The organism is Variovorax soli NBRC 106424, assembly GCF_001591385.1.
GTDB classification, from domain to species: Bacteria; Pseudomonadota; Gammaproteobacteria; order Burkholderiales; family Burkholderiaceae_C; genus Variovorax; species Variovorax soli.
On record NZ_BCUU01000006.1, the window covers coordinates 37347 to 55068 of the forward strand.

21 protein-coding genes are annotated in these 17722 nt (G+C 66.2%); 16 read left to right on the forward strand and 5 right to left on the reverse strand.

Annotation, left to right across the window (positions count from 1 at the left end; translation table 11 throughout):
- Window positions 1-58 precede the first annotated feature (58 nt).
- The 9 genes from VSO01S_RS27010 to VSO01S_RS03450 all read left to right on the forward strand — a co-directional run bounded on the left by VSO01S_RS27010 (window position 59) and on the right by VSO01S_RS03450 (window position 4367).
- Window positions 59-241 (forward strand): hypothetical protein, encoded by a 183-nt coding sequence (locus tag VSO01S_RS27010; protein ID WP_153305121.1) that lies wholly within the window; start codon window positions 59-61, stop codon window positions 239-241.
- The gene (locus VSO01S_RS03420; RefSeq protein ID WP_068640393.1) at window positions 238-549 is read left to right on the forward strand and encodes a hypothetical protein; all 312 of its coding nucleotides are present in this window, start codon (window positions 238-240) and stop codon (window positions 547-549) included. Before VSO01S_RS27010 ends, VSO01S_RS03420 begins: the two co-directional genes overlap by 4 nt.
- 180 nt (window positions 550-729) lie before the next feature.
- A complete protein-coding gene (locus tag VSO01S_RS03425) occupies window positions 730-1398 on the forward strand; it encodes a hypothetical protein (protein WP_068640394.1) in 669 nt (222 codons plus the stop codon).
- A 115-nt stretch (window positions 1399-1513) separates the two neighbouring features.
- Window positions 1514-1996, forward strand: a complete 483-nt coding sequence (locus VSO01S_RS03430; RefSeq protein ID WP_068640395.1) for a hypothetical protein — start codon at window positions 1514-1516, stop codon at window positions 1994-1996.
- A 12-nt stretch (window positions 1997-2008) separates the two neighbouring features.
- Window positions 2009-2359, forward strand: a complete 351-nt coding sequence (locus VSO01S_RS27015; protein WP_153305123.1) for a hypothetical protein — start codon at window positions 2009-2011, stop codon at window positions 2357-2359.
- Window positions 2360-2423: 64 nt separating this feature from the next.
- Window positions 2424-2654: a hypothetical protein gene (locus VSO01S_RS03435; RefSeq protein ID WP_068640396.1), complete on the forward strand. Its 231-nt coding sequence runs from the start codon at window positions 2424-2426 to the stop codon at window positions 2652-2654.
- 74 nt (window positions 2655-2728) lie between these two features.
- Entirely contained in the window at window positions 2729-3193 is a 465-nt protein-coding gene (locus VSO01S_RS27860; protein WP_068640397.1) for a hypothetical protein, read from the forward strand.
- Between the two features lie 18 nt (window positions 3194-3211).
- Window positions 3212-3697 (forward strand): hypothetical protein, encoded by a 486-nt coding sequence (locus tag VSO01S_RS27865; protein ID WP_068640398.1) that lies wholly within the window; start codon window positions 3212-3214, stop codon window positions 3695-3697.
- 10 nt (window positions 3698-3707) lie between these two features.
- Window positions 3708-4367 (forward strand): BRO-N domain-containing protein, encoded by a 660-nt coding sequence (locus VSO01S_RS03450; RefSeq protein WP_068640399.1) that lies wholly within the window; start codon window positions 3708-3710, stop codon window positions 4365-4367.
- 297 nt (window positions 4368-4664) lie between these two features.
- On the opposite strand, the gene VSO01S_RS03455 is transcribed toward VSO01S_RS03450, so the two are convergent.
- Complete coding sequence (locus tag VSO01S_RS03455; RefSeq protein WP_068640400.1) at window positions 4665-5117, reverse strand: hypothetical protein; 453 nt, start codon at window positions 5115-5117, stop codon at window positions 4665-4667.
- A gap of 200 nt (window positions 5118-5317) precedes the next feature.
- Window positions 5318-5899: a recombinase family protein gene (locus VSO01S_RS03460; RefSeq protein WP_068640401.1), complete on the reverse strand. Its 582-nt coding sequence runs from the start codon at window positions 5897-5899 to the stop codon at window positions 5318-5320.
- A gap of 889 nt (window positions 5900-6788) precedes the next feature.
- Between VSO01S_RS03460 and VSO01S_RS27025 the strand changes: the two genes are divergently transcribed.
- Window positions 6789-7112, forward strand: coding sequence for a hypothetical protein (locus tag VSO01S_RS27025; protein WP_153305125.1), 324 nt, complete (start codon window positions 6789-6791; stop codon window positions 7110-7112).
- Window positions 7113-7212: 100 nt separating this feature from the next.
- Window positions 7213-8058, forward strand: a complete 846-nt coding sequence (locus VSO01S_RS03470; RefSeq protein WP_174544705.1) for a hypothetical protein — start codon at window positions 7213-7215, stop codon at window positions 8056-8058.
- A gap of 354 nt (window positions 8059-8412) precedes the next feature.
- Here VSO01S_RS03470 and VSO01S_RS03475 read toward each other — a convergent pair whose 3' ends face one another.
- A complete protein-coding gene (locus VSO01S_RS03475) occupies window positions 8413-9681 on the reverse strand; it encodes a TIGR03862 family flavoprotein (RefSeq protein ID WP_068640403.1) in 1269 nt (422 codons plus the stop codon).
- Window positions 9682-9844: 163 nt separating this feature from the next.
- On the opposite strand from VSO01S_RS03475, the gene trxA reads away from it, so the two are divergent.
- Together trxA and rho are read left to right on the forward strand one after the other, a co-directional pair.
- Complete coding sequence (trxA, locus tag VSO01S_RS03480; protein ID WP_068640404.1) at window positions 9845-10177, forward strand: thioredoxin TrxA; 333 nt, start codon at window positions 9845-9847, stop codon at window positions 10175-10177.
- Between the two features lie 207 nt (window positions 10178-10384).
- Window positions 10385-11650, forward strand: a complete 1266-nt coding sequence (gene rho / locus VSO01S_RS03485; protein WP_068640405.1) for a transcription termination factor Rho — start codon at window positions 10385-10387, stop codon at window positions 11648-11650.
- 64 nt (window positions 11651-11714) lie between these two features.
- On the opposite strand, the gene VSO01S_RS03490 is transcribed toward rho, so the two are convergent.
- The gene (locus VSO01S_RS03490) at window positions 11715-12773 is read right to left on the reverse strand and encodes an oxidoreductase (RefSeq protein WP_068640406.1); all 1059 of its coding nucleotides are present in this window, start codon (window positions 12771-12773) and stop codon (window positions 11715-11717) included.
- 115 nt (window positions 12774-12888) lie between these two features.
- Here VSO01S_RS03490 and VSO01S_RS03495 point away from each other — a divergent pair, with 115 nt between their 5' ends.
- From VSO01S_RS03495 to VSO01S_RS03505, 3 genes are all read left to right on the forward strand, one after another.
- Complete coding sequence (locus VSO01S_RS03495) at window positions 12889-13146, forward strand: type B 50S ribosomal protein L31 (RefSeq protein WP_068640407.1); 258 nt, start codon at window positions 12889-12891, stop codon at window positions 13144-13146.
- Between the two features lie 105 nt (window positions 13147-13251).
- The gene (locus tag VSO01S_RS27935) at window positions 13252-15009 is read left to right on the forward strand and encodes a hypothetical protein (RefSeq protein WP_068640408.1); all 1758 of its coding nucleotides are present in this window, start codon (window positions 13252-13254) and stop codon (window positions 15007-15009) included.
- Window positions 15006-16391, forward strand: coding sequence for an MATE family efflux transporter (locus tag VSO01S_RS03505; protein ID WP_245684094.1), 1386 nt, complete (start codon window positions 15006-15008; stop codon window positions 16389-16391). The genes VSO01S_RS27935 and VSO01S_RS03505 overlap by 4 nt, the downstream gene beginning before the upstream one ends.
- On the opposite strand, the gene phoR is transcribed toward VSO01S_RS03505, so the two are convergent.
- The gene (gene phoR / locus VSO01S_RS03510; RefSeq protein ID WP_068640409.1) at window positions 16375-17715 is read right to left on the reverse strand and encodes a phosphate regulon sensor histidine kinase PhoR; all 1341 of its coding nucleotides are present in this window, start codon (window positions 17713-17715) and stop codon (window positions 16375-16377) included. The two genes, VSO01S_RS03505 and phoR, sit on opposite strands and share 17 nt — an antisense overlap.
- Window positions 17716-17722 lie beyond the last annotated feature (7 nt).

Here is a 17722-nt window from a genome sequence, read left to right on the forward strand (position 1 = left end):
TCATTCCACGCCCCAGCGCCGCTAGGTCCTGGGGCTTTTCTTCGCTTTCACCGCACTCATGGACGCACCCACACCCCCCAAGCCCGGCCGCTCAGTGGTCACCTTGCCATCCAGAACCGGCCAGAACGCCCTGCGCGTCACTGTCCCCTACCAACTCGATCCAACCAAGCCGGAAGAGGCCAAGGCAATCGCGCTCAAGCTTGCCGAAGACAACGGCATCGACGTTGAGGACTACCGATGACAGCGGGGTTTCAGGTATTCAAACCTGACGGGGGCACCGCCTTTGATTCCGCCATGCGGGTCGGGCGATTCCTTGGCGTCGTCCAGCCGCCGCTGGGCACCAGCACCTACTACGACGACCGACTGGCAGACGGAGGCATCCCTTTCGCCTTCGCTTGGCCCATCAGCAACTCCTACAGCCTGGGCGACATGCCCGCGCTGTCCTGGCCCGCCATCACTTTCTCGGGTAACGCAATGACAGTCACGCGCTCCAACCCGCGCAGCAACGTCGCAGCCGCCGGATTCACCGTGTACTTCGGTGTCAGGTGACCCGCTCCATCCTATGAACATCCTCATGCTCGCGGCTGTCGCCGCAGTCTTTATCGTGGTCGTCTCCAGCCTCGTGAAGGCGAAGGCGCCCCAATCCACTCAACCCGCCCCCGTGCAGCCTCTGCCTCCGGGCCTCGTAGAGCAGGACGGCCAACTGGTCCCGGGAACACCGGGCGCCTGATGCCGGCCGGACTCATCATCTACGGCGACGGTGGGCAAATGCAGATCGACGGCTCGACGCCGATGGTCACGCTGCGCCGCTCGGGTGTCGTGGCGACCTCCGCAGTCAGCGGGGTTCCCAGCATGTACACCGGGGCCCTGAGCGTCAATGGCGATGAGTTCGTCGCCTTCCGGCCCCAGGGCTTCAACTGGGGAACCATGTGGGGCAACGGTAATGGCCAAGCCCTGTTCGCCTCGACTGGCGGCCCTGTGGCCTTCGACTACTGGGTCTTCGGGCCGCACCAAGACTCCGGGATCAACTACGGTCTCCGGGTCTGGAACGAGAGCGGCGGGCTGATCTACGACACCGGCAGGCCCATGTGCAACGTGCTGGGCTCCCATGACGGCACAGGCGGCCCCACCTTCTGGGGCAACTCCAGCGTCGCTGTTGTGCCCAAGAACATCCACTGCTTCTTCGAGATCGGCGTGCCGCCGAACTACGTCGCGTCGTGGCAGCGTCAAACGATGGGTGGCGTCCAGATCAGCGGAAACCAGATCACGACCTCAAACCGCGTGATGGCCGCGAACGGGCCCACTGAATCCCCAATCGGCAAGACGACTCCTGACAGTTCCTGGACCAACAACCAGGACAACAGCTTCATGGTCGTGGGCTTGGACAACCTGTTCTAAGGCTCGTCACGGGCCCCCGCCGACAGATCGGCCCTCCTAACCCCCACGGTGCCCCCGCTCGCTTGCATGCCGAGTGGGGCCGCCGCATGAAACAACGCATGCCTGAAAGACTCCCATGGATACCGAAAAACCCCGGCCCCTCGTGGCCCTCCCCCCGCCCTTTGACGGCCTCAAGGTCTACGCTGATTCGCCGGAATACGCTCACTGGATTGAAGCCAAGGAGGCTCAAGACTGGGGCAACAAGTTCCTGACCGACATCGAGACCGGCCAGGTCCAACAGGCCGAAGGAATTGCGCGGATCGACGCGTTCTTGGCAAAGGAGCCCTCCCAGGGGCTCAGCCAAATGGCACAAAGCCTGAGCTACATCCGCGCCTCCTACGCGGGCAACGCTGAAGTCCGATTGGGTCGGCATCTGATGGCCCTCCGTCGTCACCTAGACGCTCTCAACTACGTTGTGGGCGCTACGTCCTTCATGCCACGCCCTGATGACGAAGGCGGGTCTCCGCAGTACCGCCGCAATGTCGTACCCGATCATGCGCGTATCGCACAACGCGAGCGCCAGGCGCAAGAGTTGGACCGGCTCTCCCGCATCAGCTAAGGACCCCAGAACATGCAAACGATCTACACCAGCCGGGACGGCCGCCAGTTCGCCGACGCAGGGTCTCGCGACCGCTACGAGTCGTACCTCACCGAGCAATCCAAGCCACGAGGCGCCATCAACGCCGGCACCGTAGCCCAAGGTCGTCCCCTTGGTGGCCCGAGCCCCTGGGCCGCACCGACGCACAGCTACACCATCGGCGGCTCCGGCGGCACTCTGCCGGTGGATCACTACCGCCGAGCTGGCGAGAGCCGAGAGCGTGCAGCCGACCGGCTTGCGCACGCGGCCGATCAATTCGAGGTCATCAAAGGCCGCGCTGTGCGCGTGCGTGACGACCACGGCCGCCCCCTTGGCCCTCTGTAGGCCACGCGGCCATCGCTGTGCTCGCGCAGCTTCCCTTCCCACCAACAACTAAAGACCCTGAAACATGACCACCATCAACCTGACCACCGCCACCTACGAAGGCCAGAACACGGCCTCCGCCCCGATCACCAAGTACATCGCTGTGGTGAACCGCACCAGCGGATTTGTTCACGCGCTGGAGACGGACGCCGACACGTACCGCCCCAGCTACGGCATCGAAGTGGACCGCATCGAGTACCCCGTCGAACTGGGCATCGTGCCCCAGGTCGGCCAGCCTGCCCCGCCCCTGAACTGACATAGCAGTCCGCGTCCCCGCAGCGTCATCGCGGGGCCTCTCATCTATCGCCCGGCTCCCTGGGTGCCATCCCCATGACTCACCCTGATTCGCTGGACGCGGAGGCGCCCGGTGTCTCTGCGCTCGTCCGTCGTCCTCGGGGGCGCCCGGCGAAGACGCACGACAACCGAGCAGTCCGCGCCTGGCTCCTTACCTACTGGGACTGCAGCGACTTCCGGGTTGCCAATCGGCGCGGCGACGACGTGCTGGTAGGCGTAGCCAGTGCGCGAAGCGAGAAGGACACGGGACGCGGCCTAAGCGTCCGGCGCCTGTTCAACGTCCTGCGCTCGCTGGACGAACTCAGCGCCTCGGGTGTTGCAGACCGCCTGCAATGCGCGAAGTCCACCGCTGCGGCCTACAGCCTCGCGGCTCGGGTAGCTAGTCGCTTCCTAGAACCGCTTGCGCTCCACGGCCCGAAAGGCGAACTGGTCCTCGGAGGCGGCTTCGACTACGCCGTCCCCGACGACTTCGGCGCCGACCACCGGCCGCAATTTATCTAACCTTATTAAGGGGACACGATGTCCACGAGCAACGACCACCAGACCGTAACCATCGAAGCTCCAGCATGGCTGGACGACCCCAAGGCCATTCAGTTCCTTCATGCCCTCAAGCTGGACCCTGATCGGCTTTGCCTGGAGGAGGATGGGCTTCTTCATTGCTGCCGCCAAGGGAGCGACGAGACGCACCCTGCGCCCGTAGAGACTCTCCTGGCAGCCGCCGGGATTCTCAAGACGGAGCCCGTTGTGGTCGCAAAGGAGGAGAAGCCAGAAGCCCCCTCATCCAAGACCTGCAGAACCTGCGAGACCACGAAGCCCCTTAGCTCCTTTCGCAAGCACACCGGCATGGCTGATGGCTACATGTCCAACTGCATGACGTGTCAGGTCAGGGCCCGTAGGGCCCGCAAGGCCGCCTTTGAGGCCAGCGCTGCACTTGTCGGCAAGACAAGCGCCCCGAGACCCGGGGGACGCCTGGACACCTTCCTAAAGACCGGTCGGGCACGTTGATTCGCCACCCATGAAACTGCTTCCCTTCACCTTCGATAGCTCCACCGTCCGCACCATCCTGCGCGATGGTGAGCCGTGGTTTCACGCGGCCGACGTGTGCGCCGCCATGGGCCACAGCAACCCGTCCGATGCAGTAAAGACGCATGTGGACGAACAGGACCAAGCCTCAGTTTCCTTAGGCTTGCCCGGTAGTCCGCCGACTTTCGTGAATGAGTCCGGCCTCTACGCGCTGGTCTTTGGATCAACCGTCCCCGGTGCCCGCAGATTCCGCCGCTGGGTGACTGACGAGGTCATCCCGAGCATCCGCAAGAGCGGCGGTTACGGTCTCCCGGAGACCATGCGGGCCTACTTGGACGATCTGCACGCCCGACTGACCGAGGCCGACCGTATGACCGAGCGGGCAACTGACCGTATCGCCCTCGCTGGACGATTCACCGCAAGCGGCGAGCGAAAGAAGGCCGAGGCAATTGCTTCCGCCGCTGAGCAGCTTGGCCTAGACCCCTTGCTGGTCGCGCAAGCGCATCAAACAAACGCGCTGGATGTCATGGCTACTGTCGTGGGCGATCCCCGCGCCATTGAGCAACGCAAGCAAATTGCAGCGGACACTGCGGCCCGTGCTGCACTCCTGGCGCCGGCCAAGAAGACCGCCCGGCGGAAGGCCAAGCGATGAGCGCCTACCGCAAGCCCCTCGGGGCCGCCCATGATGAGCCTAGGACCGCGCGGGCGGCCCAACTCGCCCCCGTAAGTCCCTGGGCCTCCGAGCGGCCTCCCCAGGCCCATGAGGTCCCCGAGCGCAACAAGCGCGATGCAGTGCAGGAGGTCATGCGACGGACAGCCTATCGTGACCCCAGGGGCGCCGTGAATGCCGTGAATGCCGCGTACCACTTGCTTGCCTTGAAGGGCCCGGGGTACGTCCCGAGCGCTGAGGAACTGGCCGAGAAGGTCCTGAGCACCTGGGGCGAAGCGATCAACCAGTCACCCGGTACATCTCCAGTACGCGCCAGATGATGAAGAAGACAGCGCCAGCCAGCAGCATCCGAAGCTGCCATGCACTGGCGCTGCCGGACTCCTTCGATAGCCTGTCCATCGCCTGTCGTACACCTTGCTTGGCTGCGCCGACTAGCTGAGGGTGGCCGGGCTGTTGCGGGTGACTGCCCTGCTGAAGCTGCAAATAGTCGAAGTTCGCCATCAGGATGCCCTGCGCACGATCAACGGCCCGAAGGCCAAACCAGAAGCTCAACGCCCAGCAAACTACGGCAAGTCCAACGGAAATCAGCCACCACGATAGCGGAAGCCCTTCCGTCTTTTGTACGGCGAAGCCGATGGACGCGCCGGATGCAGCCAGAAGGAAGTACGTGTACTTGTCCTGGCTGGCTGTGTGGAGCTTGTGAAGTTCGGAGATGTTTTGGTCGAGTGCCATTCCTGAGCCCTTCGGGGAAGGCCCGAGGTTAGCGAATCGATCAGAACCCGGACTCGAAAATCAACGAGAAATTCCAGAGCAGTGCCTGCGGCCCGCCGCCTGCCTGCCAGGCCCCCCGTGGGGGTGGGGTCTCCTGGCTGCAGACGCGAAAAAGCCGGCGCTCAGGCCGGCTCGGGGGTCGTCGGGAGACCTGGCGCCCGCTATGCGCCCAGGCTGTCCCTGGCCCGCATGATGGTCTGCCGGCTGGTGCCCATGGCCCTAGCGATGGCTGCGATTGCCTCGCCTGCTGCGAGTCGCTGGGCAACCTCCTGCACCTGGGCAGCCGAGAGGGCCGAGGGGCGCCCCAGGGCCTTCCCTTCTGCCTTGGCACGCGCTAGGCCCGCCTGGGTCCGCTCCACCAGCAAGTCCCGCTCGAACTCCGCCACGGCCGCAATCACGCCCATGGTCATCTTCCCGGCTGGGCTGGTCAGGTCCACGCCACCCAGGGCCAGGCAGTGAACACGGATACCCAAGCCGCTCAGGGCCTCCACGGTTGCCCGCACGTCCATAGCGTTCCGCCCCAGGCGGTCCAGCTTCGTAACCACCAGCACGTCCCCGGCCTCCATCTTGTCCAGCAGCCTGGAGAACCCAGGGCGCTCCGAGGTCGGCACGGAGCCCGAGACGGTCTCGGTGATGGCCCGAGATGGCTGGATGGCAAAGCCGGCCTGGGCTATCTCCTGAAGCTGGTTAGCGGTGGTCTGCTCTGAGGTCGAGACGCGGCAGTAGGCGAAGACACGGGACACAGCGACTCCTGTACGAAAAGGGAGTCCGAATTGTGCGGCCTGTACTGAATGCCGTCAAGCTAGTTTTTGGACACTGCCGCCGCCACTGTCCGTAATCGGTCGATTTTGGACACATGCCTGTCGAACTAACATGGTTGCATGCCGTACAGACAAATCCTGATCCAGACCTATCGAGCTTTCGGGGAGCCGTCTGCTCATTCCGTCCGCGCCCGGCCTGTGGCAGGACAAGGCCTCGACGCCGGAATGCACGTCGAATGCTCATCAAAGATGCGCAACGCTCATCCCGTTGGGACGTTCTTTGTGGTTCGCGCGAAGGTGACCAACAGAGAAGACGGCCCCAGCTTCCTCTACACGTCCTGGCAGTGGCCTTACAAGGTGTTGGACGCGGCCCGAGCGAAAGCCTTCATTGAAGAAGGCGGTTGGCGATAGCGATCCCTCGATCCCAGGAGGGCGCAAACGCCCCAGGAGCCGCGCAGCCCTCCCGGCGCACCCTTGGCCCTCCTTGATCGCTTCGGCGACTCTGCCAGGCCCCTATTGCCTCCCACGAACACGCTCGCCAGCACGTCTGCGCCTGCGGTTCGCGCCCGGCCGGACCTTCAGGCCGGATCACGGCAAACCTAGAAATTTCCTAGCTTTGCCCTTCACTGCCCCTTCCATGATTGATCCTCGAATCCCACCCATGACTCACCGGGTCTGCAAAGGACCCTGCGCCCGCCTGCTTGCCCTGTCGCCCGAGAACTGGCCCGTAAAGCGCGGGAAGGGCCGCTATCCCTGGCAGCCCAGCTACTACCGGCCGTTGTGCCACGAGTGCCAGCGGGGCCACCTGAGGGCCCTGCGAGACTCCAAGCGGCCCCAGGACAACGCAAAGCGCACGGTGCGCCGCCGGGCCATGCGCGAGGCCGTCAAGGGCTCCCTAGGGATGACAGAGGCCCGCATCCGGGCCAGCCGGGCGCAAGACGCCGCAAAAGAGGCCGAGCTGCTGCGCCGCCGCCAGCTCAAGGCCGAGGCGAAGCGTGCGTTGTATCGCCCCTACGACCCCAACATGGACGGCATCAAGCGGCGCATCCTTGAGACGACGAGGGCGGCATGGGCGAAGCGGTCTCGGCGGGGCTTGGAGATGGCCCGGGAGTCCAGGGGGGCGCAGGAGCCCAGGGAGGTCTTGGACTACGCCGCGAGGCTTGAAGAGATGCGACGAAGGCACCGGGGCGCGTGAGAGGGGCCGCCGCCCGCCGAATATGATGTATCCGGAGAAGAGAGACGCTAACCCTTTCGCCCCGACGTAGGGAAGAACAACAATGCCCACATGCTTTGTCATGCAGCCGTTTGACGGCGCAGCCTTCGATTCGCGCTATCGCGAGGTGTACGCGCCGGCCATCGTCGCAGCCGGACTGGAGCCCTATCGGGTTGACCAAGACCCGAAAGTGAGCATCCCAATTCAGGACATCGAGCGAGGGATTCGGCAGGCACATATTTGCTTGGCCGAAATCACGACGGACAACCCAAACGTCTGGTTTGAGCTTGGCTACGCGATTGCCTGCGGGAAAGAGGTCGTCCTGATCTGTTCGGATCAGCGCACATCGAAGTTCCCGTTCGACGTGCAACACCGCACCATCATCAAGTACGCCACGAGTTCCCCGAGCGACTTCGAAGCGCTGAAGACGAACATCACAGCCAAGATTCAGGCATTCGTCGAAAAGGCCGAGGCCCTAGGGAACGTGTCCGAGATAACACAGTTGGCGGCGCCGAGTGAGGGATTCGCAGATCACGAAGTAGTTGCCATTGCTGCAGTCGTGCAGAACCTTATGCACGCGGAGGATCACGCGACAGGATGGCAGATTCAGAGAGACATGGAGGCCAGCGGTTACACCCGAATCGCGTGCAACTTCGCGCTCAAGGCCCTGGAGCGGCGCGAGTTCCTCACCACCCGCCGTTACGAAGACGAAGCAGGCGAAAGCTACCTGGGCTATCACCTGACTACAAGCGGATGGGATTGGGTGCTGGCGAACCAAGATCGATTCGCGCTCCGCACCACCCCGCCCCGTCCACCTGCCTCCAGCTTCACCGTCGCCCGTCGTTCCTTGCCGTCCGCGCCCGCACCGGCTCCGGTTCAGGCTAAGAAAACGGCATTTGACGACATGGACGACGACATTCCGTTCTAGGGCCCGCGGTCCGTTCTTGCGGCCTCTGCTACCATCCGAGTAGGTGTGCACCTGACGTGCCACCCGGACGGTGTCAACTGTCTGATTTCCCTAGGGAATCGGGTCCTTCTTCTAAGGCTCGTCACCTTTCACACACACATCAGTTGCCCTGCGGCAAGGCCTTCAGCAAGGCCTGATGCTGGGCTCGGTGGTCCTTCCCTTCTGCATCTATGCGGTGCTCATGCTCAAGCGCGCCATCGCCAGGCGCACCGTGGCCTGGGCATCAACATCGTCTCGCACGTGCTGAACAATCACCTGGACGCCGCCGAGCGGCGCTTTGCCCGCCAGCACGCGGCCGACGACTGAACCCGGCCTTCAGGCGCGCGGCTGCGCGAGCCAGTCCAGCGAACCCCGCGCCGCGACCACGCCGCTGGCCATGCTGGCCGTCAGCAGGTAGCCGCCGGTGGGCGCCTCCCAGTCCAGCATCTCGCCGGCGCAGAACACGCCGGGCAAGGCCCTGGCCATGAGCCGGGCATCCAGTGCATCGAGCCGCACGCCGCCCGCGCTGCTGATCGCCTCGTCGATGGGCCGCGCCGCCATGAGCTTGAGCGGCAGCGCCTTGATGGCGGCGGCCACTCTTTCCATGTCGTGCATGCCCTCCCGGCCGAGGACCTCGAACAGCAGGGCCGACTTGATGCCCTCCAGCCCGAGCCGCCCCTTGAGGTGGTTGGCCAATGAGCGGGAGCCGCGCGGGTGCAGCACTTCGGCCCGCACCTGCTCGGCGGAGCGATCGGGCAGCAGGTCCACCATCAGATCGGCGCTGCCGTGGGCCGCGATCTCGTCGCGCAGCAGTCCGGAGGCGGCGTAGATCAGGCTGCCCTCCACGCCCGAGGCGGTGGCGATGAACTCGCCCTTCCTGTGGGTGAAGGCACGCCCGCGCGAATCGCGGAACTCGATGGCCACTGACTTGAAGGGCTGGCCGGCAAAGCGTTCGGAGAAATAGGGGCTCCATCCCACGTCGAAGCCGCAATTGGCCGGAAGAAGCGGCGCCACGCCGACGCCGCGATCGGCCAGCCACGGCACCCAGGCGCCGTCGGACCCCAGCCGCGCCCAGCTGCCGCCGCCCAGCGCAAGCACCACGGCGCGGGCCTGCACGGCCACATCGCCTGCCGGCGCGGCAAAGCCCAAGGTCCAGGGAGCGCCTGGCATGTCCGCGTTCGCGTCCAGCACGCCCAGCCAGCGGTGCCGCATGTGAAACTGCACACCCGCCGCCCTCAGCCGATGCAGCCAGGCCCGCAGCAGCGGCGCGGCCTTCATGTCCTTGGGGAAGACGCGGCCCGAGGTGCCGACGAAGGTCTCCACACCCAGCCCGTGCGCCCACTCGCGCAATTGCTGCGGCCCCAGCGCCGCGAGCCAGGGCTCGACCTGCGCGCGCCGCTCGCCGAAGCGCGACGCGAAGGGCTCGGCCGCCTCCGAATGGGTGAGGTTCAGGCCGCCGCGGCCGGCCAGCAGGAACTTGCGCCCCACCGATGGCATGGCGTCGAACAGGTGCACCTGCGCGCCGGCGGCGGACAGGGTCTCGGCGGCCATCAGGCCGGCCGGGCCGCCGCCGATGACGGCGATGTCGGCAAGAAGGGAATTCATCGGGGCTTTGCTACTCGCGTTGCTGCAGTGGGTGCAACAGGGCTCGGGCTATGGGCGTCATAGCTTCGGACGCCACGCCAACACTTGGTTTCTGTCACAATGACCTGCACTTTAGCGGCACCCAACCAAGCGCCGCGCAGCTCCGCGCAAAAGGACTACTTCAATGGCCTCTGATCTCATCAAACACATTTCCGACTCCTCCTTCGAAGCCGACGTGCTCAAGTCCGGCCAGCCCGTGCTGGTGGACTACTGGGCCGAGTGGTGCGGTCCGTGCAAGATGATCGCGCCCATCCTCGACGAAGTGTCGTCCACCTACGAAGGCAAGCTGACGGTCGCGAAGATGAACGTGGACGAGAACCGCGACATCCCCGCCAAGTTCGGCATCCGCGGCATTCCCACGCTGATGCTGTTCAAGGACGGCCAGCTGGCCGCCACCAAGGTGGGCGCCATGAGCAAGGCTCAGCTCACCGCCTTCATCGACCAGCAACTGGCCTGATCGACGCTGTCATGATGCCGGCGCGCAACGCGCCGGCGCTTTCGTCTCAAGTTCCTTTTCCCCTCGCGCTTTTTTTGCTGTCATAATCAGCGCGAATCACCGGCTAGGCCCGGTTCGAATTCCCAAGGTTTGAGAGGCTCCTCTCGCCTCTTGCTCAAACCTCCCCCCGTTTTTCAGTCAGAACTGCCCCATCCGAGGGGTCATTCCATGCACTTAAACGAACTCAAGGCACTGCACGTGTCTGAAGTCCTCAAGCAAGCCGAGGCGCTTGAGATCGAGAACGTCGGCCGCATGCGCAAGCAAGAGCTCATGTTCGCCATCATCAAGAAGCGCGCGAAAGCGGGCGAACAGGTGTTTGCGGACGGCGTGCTCGAGATCCTGCCCGACGGCTTCGGTTTCCTGCGCAGCCCCGACACGAGCTTCACGGCCAGCACCGACGACATCTACATCAGCCCCAGCCAGGTGCGCCGCTTCAACCTGCACACCGGCGACATGATCGAGGGCGAGGTGCGCATCCCTAAAGACGGCGAGCGCTACTTTGCCCTGACCAAGCTTGATTCCGTGAACGGCGGCCCGCCCGAGCAGAACAAGCACAAGGTCATGTTCGAGAACCTGACCCCGCTCTTCCCGAAGCAGCTCATGCGCCTGGAGCGCGAGAACTTCAAGGGCGACGAGAACATCACCGGCCGCATCATCGACATCATCGCCCCCATCGGCAAAGGCCAGCGCGCCCTGCTGGTGGCCCCGCCCAAGAGCGGCAAGACGGTGATGATGCAGCACATCGCCCACGCCATCAGCGCCAACTACCCCGAGGTCCACATGATGGTGCTGCTGGTGGACGAGCGGCCTGAAGAAGTGACCGAGATGCAGCGCACCGTGAAGGGCGAGGTGATTGCCTCCACCTTCGACGAGCCCGCCGCCCGCCACGTGCACGTGGCCGAAATGGTCATCGAGCGCGCCAAGCGCCTGGTCGAGCTCAAGAAGGACGTGGTGATCCTGCTGGACTCCATCACCCGCCTGGCCCGCGCCTACAACAACGTGGTGCCCTCGTCGGGCAAGGTGCTCACCGGTGGCGTGGACTCCAATGCGCTGCAGCGCCCCAAGCGCTTCCTGGGCGCGGCCCGCAACGTGGAAGAAGGCGGCTCGCTCACCATCATCGGCACCGCGCTGATCGACACCGGCAGCCGCATGGACGAAGTGATCTTCGAAGAGTTCAAGGGCACCGGCAACTCCGAAATCCACCTGGACCGCCGCCTGTACGAGAAGCGCGTGTTCCCCTCGATCCAGCTCAACCGCAGCGGCACCCGCCGCGAAGAGCTGCTGCTGCCGCCCGAGATCCTGCAGAAGACCCGCATCCTGCGCCAGCTCATGTACAACATGGACGAGATCGAGGCGATGGAGCTCATGCTCAAGAACATGAAGGCGACGAAGACCAATGTCGAGTTCTTCGACATGATGCGCAGAGGTGGTTGATCCAGCTTCCGCGCTCGCCTTCCGGAGAAATGCCCGCCGCTCACGCCGCGGGCATTTTTCTTTTTCAGGTGGGCAACGCGCGCCCTTCCTCGGCACTTTGCGCGCCCAGGTCCAGCAGTTCCATGAGTTGCACCGCCTCTTCCGGCGTCACCGGCGCGGGCCCCTGGCCTGCAATAGCATCCCGGATGGCGGCGTAGTAGCGCGTGTAGTCGCCCGCCAGGGTGGGCACGTTGCTGGGCTCGGGCTGGCCGGTGTCGCCGATGAGGGTGAGCAGGCCGTCGTCCGCATCGACGCCCCAGCCCTCCCCGCCCGGCCTGGCGCCGGTGCGCAGCGCGTCTTCCTGCGGGTCGACGCCGTACTTGACGTAGCTCCCGCGGGTGCCGTGCAGGATGTAGCGCGGCGCGGGGTCCGCGGCCAGGGTGGTGGCATGCAGCACGGTTCGCAGCGGCGCGTGCGGGCCTTTGTCCCAGCGCAGCACGGCATGGAAGTAGTCCTCGACCACGGCGCCTTCGCGCAGGGCGGCGCTGTCCAGTTGAATGCTGTCGGGCTTGCCGAAGAGCTGGACGGCCTGGTCCATCAGGTGCGAGCCCAGGTCCACCCACAGGCCCGCCCCCGGCACCTTCTGCTCCCGCCACCGCACCCGGACATCCGGACGGTAGCGGTCGAAATGGGACTCGAAGAACACGGGCCGGCCGACCCGGCCTTCGGCAAGGACCTGCTTCAGGGTCAGAAAATCAGAATCGAATCGGCGATTCTGATAGACGGAAACGATCTTTCCCCGGGCACGCGCCAGGTCGGCCAACTGGCGGGCCTGGCGGGCGTCCAGGACGAAGGGCTTGTCTACCACCACATGGCGTCCGGCCTCCAGGGCCGCCTTGGCCACCGGGAAATGGGCCTCATTGGGCGTGGCCACGACGACCAGTTCGACGGCTGGCTGCGCCGCAAGCAAGGCGTGAACGTCCGGGAAGACGGCCGCCTCGGGCCAATCGGCCTGGACCTTGTCCGGCTGGCTGCTCGCCACGGCGGCCAACTGCAGGCCGGGCACCGCCGACAGCACGGGGGCGTGGAAGGTCTGGCCGGCAAAGCCGTAGCCCACGAGGCCGGCGCGTATTGGCTGAGTCATGACGAATACTTTCCAGGAACGAGCCCGTTATGCGATAATGGAAGGCTAACAGCGAAAAGTGCAGTCGACCTTCTTTACGAACTGTGGCTCTCGCATTTGACCCTAAGGAAAGACCATGAAAGAAGGCATCCACCCCAATTACCGTGAAGTTCTGTTCGTCGACCTGTCGAACGGCTTCAAGTTCGTCACCCGTTCCTGCGTGAACACCAAGGAAACGGGCAAGACCGACGACGGCCGCGAACTGCCGCTGTTCAAGCTGGATACCTCGAGCGAATCGCACCCCTTCTACACCGGCACGCAAAAGTCGGTCGACAACATGGGTGGCCGCGTCGAGAAGTTCCGCAACCGCTTCGGCAAGACTGCCGCCAAGTAAGGCACACGCTTCTCGCACGAGGGCAGCCCGGTTTACCGCGCTGCCCTTTTTGTTTGCTGCAATTCGGTCCTGCCAGGCGCCTCCAAGACCACAATACCTACCGCGTTGAACCACCCCACCCCCGCCATCGTTGCCCAGAGCGCCGTGCGCCGCCTGCCGCGGTTTGCGCTGATCCTGCTGTGCGCGGCCTACCTGATGCCGGGCCTGCTCGGGCGCGGCCCCTGGAAGAGCGAGGACATCGCCTCGTTCGGCTACATGCTGGAACTGGCCCACACGCAGGAGGGCATCGCGCGCTGGTTCGATCCCCTGCTCATGGGCATGCGGCCCGAAACGCTGGCGCTCGTTCCCTACTGGGCCGGGGCCTGGGCCATCCAGCTGGCGCCCTCGTGGCTGAACCCCGACCTGGCGGTGCGCATCGTGTTCGCGCTGTTTCTCTGGGGGGCCTTCAGCGCGACCTGGTATGCCGTCTACTACCTGGCGCGCACCCCCGGGGCCCAGCCGGTGGCCTTTGCCTTCGGCGGCGAGGCCCACCCCAAGGACTATGCCCGCGCCATTGCCGACGGCGGCTTGATGGCGCTGATCGCCTGCCTGGGCCTGGCCCAGCTCGGGCACGAAACCACGCCCGCGCTCACGCAGCTCTTCTTCGTGGCCAGCATGTTCTACGGCATGGCCGCCCTGCCTTACCGGCTGCGCACGGGCTCCGTCGCCATGGTGCTGGGCGTGGTCGGCATGGCCCTGAGCGGCGGTCCCAGCGTGGCGATGATGCTCGGCGCCGGCTGCGCCCTCTACGCCGCCTACGAATGGAAGCGCGGCGCCTCCGCCCGGGCCGCGGACGAAGACGGCCTGGACACGGACGATGACGTCCACGGCTACGGCACCGCCTCGCTGGCCGTGATCGCCGGCGCCACGTTGCTGGCCGGCGTGCTCGCTTTTTCGCTCGACCTGGTGCAGTGGCGCATCGAGCTGCCCGGTTCGCGCCTGGGCACCACCGTGGGCGGCGAGCTCGGGAGCCTGGTGCGACTGCTCATCTGGTTCACCTGGCCGGCCTGGCTGCTGGTGCTGTGGGCGCTGTGGCGCTGGCGCCGGCAGCTCAAGGCACGCCACGTGGCGGTCCCGCTGTGGTTCATGCTGGTGCCGCTGGCCGCCACATGCACCACCGATTTCGCGCAACGCTCGCTGCTGCTGGCCCTGCCGCCGCTGGCGACCCTGTCGGCCTTCGCGCTGCCGACCTTCCGGCGCAGTGCCTCGGCGCTCATCGACTGGTTCACCCTGCTCTTCTTCAGCGGCTCGGCCCTGATCATCTGGGTGTACTACGTGGCCATGCAGACGGGTGTGCCCGCCAAGCCGGCCGCCAACGTGGCCCGCCTGGCGCCCGGCTTCGTTCCGCACTACTCGACCATCGCCCTGCTCTTCGCCGTGGCAGCCACCATCGCCTGGGCCTGGCTGGTGCGCTGGCGCACCGGGCGCCATCGCGCGGCGCTGTGGAAGACGCTGGTGCTGCCGGCCGGCGGCGCCGCGCTGTGCTGGACGCTGGTCATGACCCTGTGGCTGCCGCCGCTGGACTACGCGCGCAGCTACGTGCCACAGGTCGAGGCGGTCAAGCAACTGGTGGGCGAGGACCCCGGCTGCATCGCCGAGCTGGAACTCGAGCGCGCGCACATCGCCGCGCTGCGCTACCACGGCAAGTTCACGCTCCAGACGCTCAAGCCCGATTCCAGGTGCCGCTGGCTGCTGGTGAACCCCGAGGCCATCGGCGGCCTGCACGACATCATCGACCTGCACCAGTGGCGCCTGATCCGCACCCTGCGGCGCCCCACGGCCAAAACCGACGACCTGCTGCTCTACCAGCGCCTGACGCCGTGACGCGCCAGTTGCAGAGCGACAGCGACGTCCGCCCGATTGCACAGCACGCCGGCACGGTGCTGGTGGGCCAGCTGGCGGTGATGGCCTTCAGCGTCACCGACACCATCGTCGCCGGCCGGTTTGCCGAGGGCGCGCTGGCGGCGCTGTCGGTGGCGTCGGCCATCTTCATCAGCGTGTTCGTCTCGCTCATGGGCGTGCTGCAGGCGCTGCTGCCGGTGTGGGCCGAGCTGCACGGCGCCCGCCGCGAGCACGAGGTGGGGCAATCGGTGCGGCAGTCGCTCTACCTGTGCGCGGCCACCATCGTGATCGGCATGGCGATCCTGCTGAATCCTGGCGCGCTGCTGCGCTGGACCGAGGTGCCCGATGGCATGCGCGAGGAAGTCGAACGCTACCTGGGCGTGCTGGCCTTTTCGCTGGCACCGGCCCTTCTCTTTCGCCTGTTCAGCACCCTGAGCCAGAGCCTGGGGCTGCCCAAGGTGGTCACCACGCTGCAGATCGGCGCGCTGTTCATCAAGCTGCCCTTGTCCATCTGGCTGACCTTCGGCGGCGCCGGCCTGCCGGCCTTGGGGCTGGTGGGCTGCGGCTGGGCGACGCTGGTGGTCAACTGGCTTCTGCTGGGCAGCGCGGTCTGGCTGCTGCGCCACGAGCAAAGCTACCGGGCCTGCCGCATCTGGCAGCGCATCGAAGCGCCCGATTGGAAGCAGATCGGCCAGTTCGTGCGCCTGGGCGTGCCCGCGGGCCTGGCGGTGCTGGTCGAGGTGACCTCGTTCACGCTGATGGCGCTCTTCATTGCCCGGCTGGGTACCGCCGATTCGGCGGCGCACCAGATCGCCTCCAACCTCACCGCGCTGGCCTACATGGTGCCGCTGTCGCTGGCCATCGCCACCAGCGCGCGCGTGAGCTGGTGGCTGGGCGCGCAGGAGCCGGTGCGCGCCCGGCAGGCCTGCCGCACCGGCCTGCTGCTGGCCGTGGGCTGCGCGCTGGTGCTGTCGGCCGGCATGCTGCTGCTGCGCCGCCAGCTGGGCGGCATCTACTCCGACAACCCGCAGGTGATCGCCGTGGCCTCGGTGCTGCTGGTGGCCACCGCGCTCTATCACCTGTCGGACGCGGTGCAGACGCTGTGCGTCTTCGTGCTGCGCTGCTACCGCATCACGGTGGCGCCGCTCGTCATCTATTGCACGCTGCTCTGGGGCGTGGGCCTGGGCTGCAGCTACGCGCTGGCCTACCACGGCCTCGGGCCCTGGGCGCCCATGCAGTCGCCGCTGGCCTTCTGGCTCATGTCGGCGCTGGCCTTGCTGCTGACCGCCGTGCTGTTTTCCGCCTTGCTGTGGCGCACGCTGCGGCGCTACGGCCAGCAGCCGCTGCTCAGGCCCGCGCTTTGACGGCGGCTGCCTGGCGCACGCGCGTCACCGGCAGCATCAGCGCAAATCGCGACCCCTTGCCCACCGTGCTCTCGATGCGCAGTTCGCCGCCATGCCGCTGGGCAATGTGCTTGACGATGGCCAGGCCCAGGCCCGTGCCGCCCGTTTCGCGCGAACGGCTGCGGTCGACACGGTAGAAGCGCTCGGTCAGGCGCGGAATGTGTTCGGCCGCCACGCCCGGTCCGGTGTCGCGCACCGAATACTCGCCCCGGCCGTCGGGCAGCAGGCGCCAGGTCACCGCGATCTCGCCACCGCCCGGCGTGTAGCGCACGGCATTGCTCAGCAGGTTGGACATGGCGCTTTGCAGTTCCACCGGCGCGCCGGAAAGCTCCGAATCCGCCTCCTGTGAAAAAGACAGCTTGTGGCCTTGCTGCGAAAGCTGCTTGGACAAGGCGCGCGCCTCCTCCTCGCAGTGCGCCAGCAGCGCCCGCACCGGCGTCCACTGGCTGGTGGGCGGCGCGGCATTGCCTTCCAGCCGCGACAGGGTCAGCAGGTCGTTGACCAGCGTTTCCATGCGCTGCGACTGCTGCGCCATCAGGCGCAGGTAGCGGGCGCGCTCCTCGGCATCGAGCGGCAGGCTCTGCAGCGTTTCCACGAAGCCCGCCAGCACGGTCAGCGGCGTGCGGATCTCGTGCGAGACGTTGGCCACGAAATCGCGGCGCATGGTCTCGGCCTGTTCCAGGGCCGTGATGTCACGCGTGAGCAGCATGCGCCGGTTGCCGGCATAGGGATGCACCTGCATCGACAGCCGGATGGGGTGGCCGCGGTGCCCGGCCGGCTGCGCGGGCGCATCGATGACGACGTCGCGGCTGTAGTTCCACGAGGCCAGGTACGCGACGAAGGCCGGGTCGCGCACCAAGTTGGCCAGGTGCTGCAGCAGGTCGCGCTGGGCGTCGATGCCGAACTGCGCCGCCGCCGTCTGGTTGCACCACTCGATGCGGCCCTGCTCGTCGATCAGCACCACGCCGTTGGGCGAGGCCTGGATGGCCGCCAGGAATTCCTGCAGCCGGTCGTCCGATTGGCGGATCTGCCTGTCGCGCTCGCGCAGCACCTTGCGGATGCGCTCGGCCAGCTCGCCCCACACGCCGTGGCCGCGCGAAGGCAGTGCCGACACGTCGCGCCGCATCACATCGAGCAGGCGCTTGGCCCGGATGGCGTCTAGCACCAGCCAAAGGGCCGCGCCCGCCCAGGCCCCCGCCCAGACGAGAGACTGGCCAAGGACGGCATAGGCCAGCACGGCGCCGGCCAGGGAGAAGGCAAGGAAGGTGGCAACGCGGAAAGGCATTGCAGGA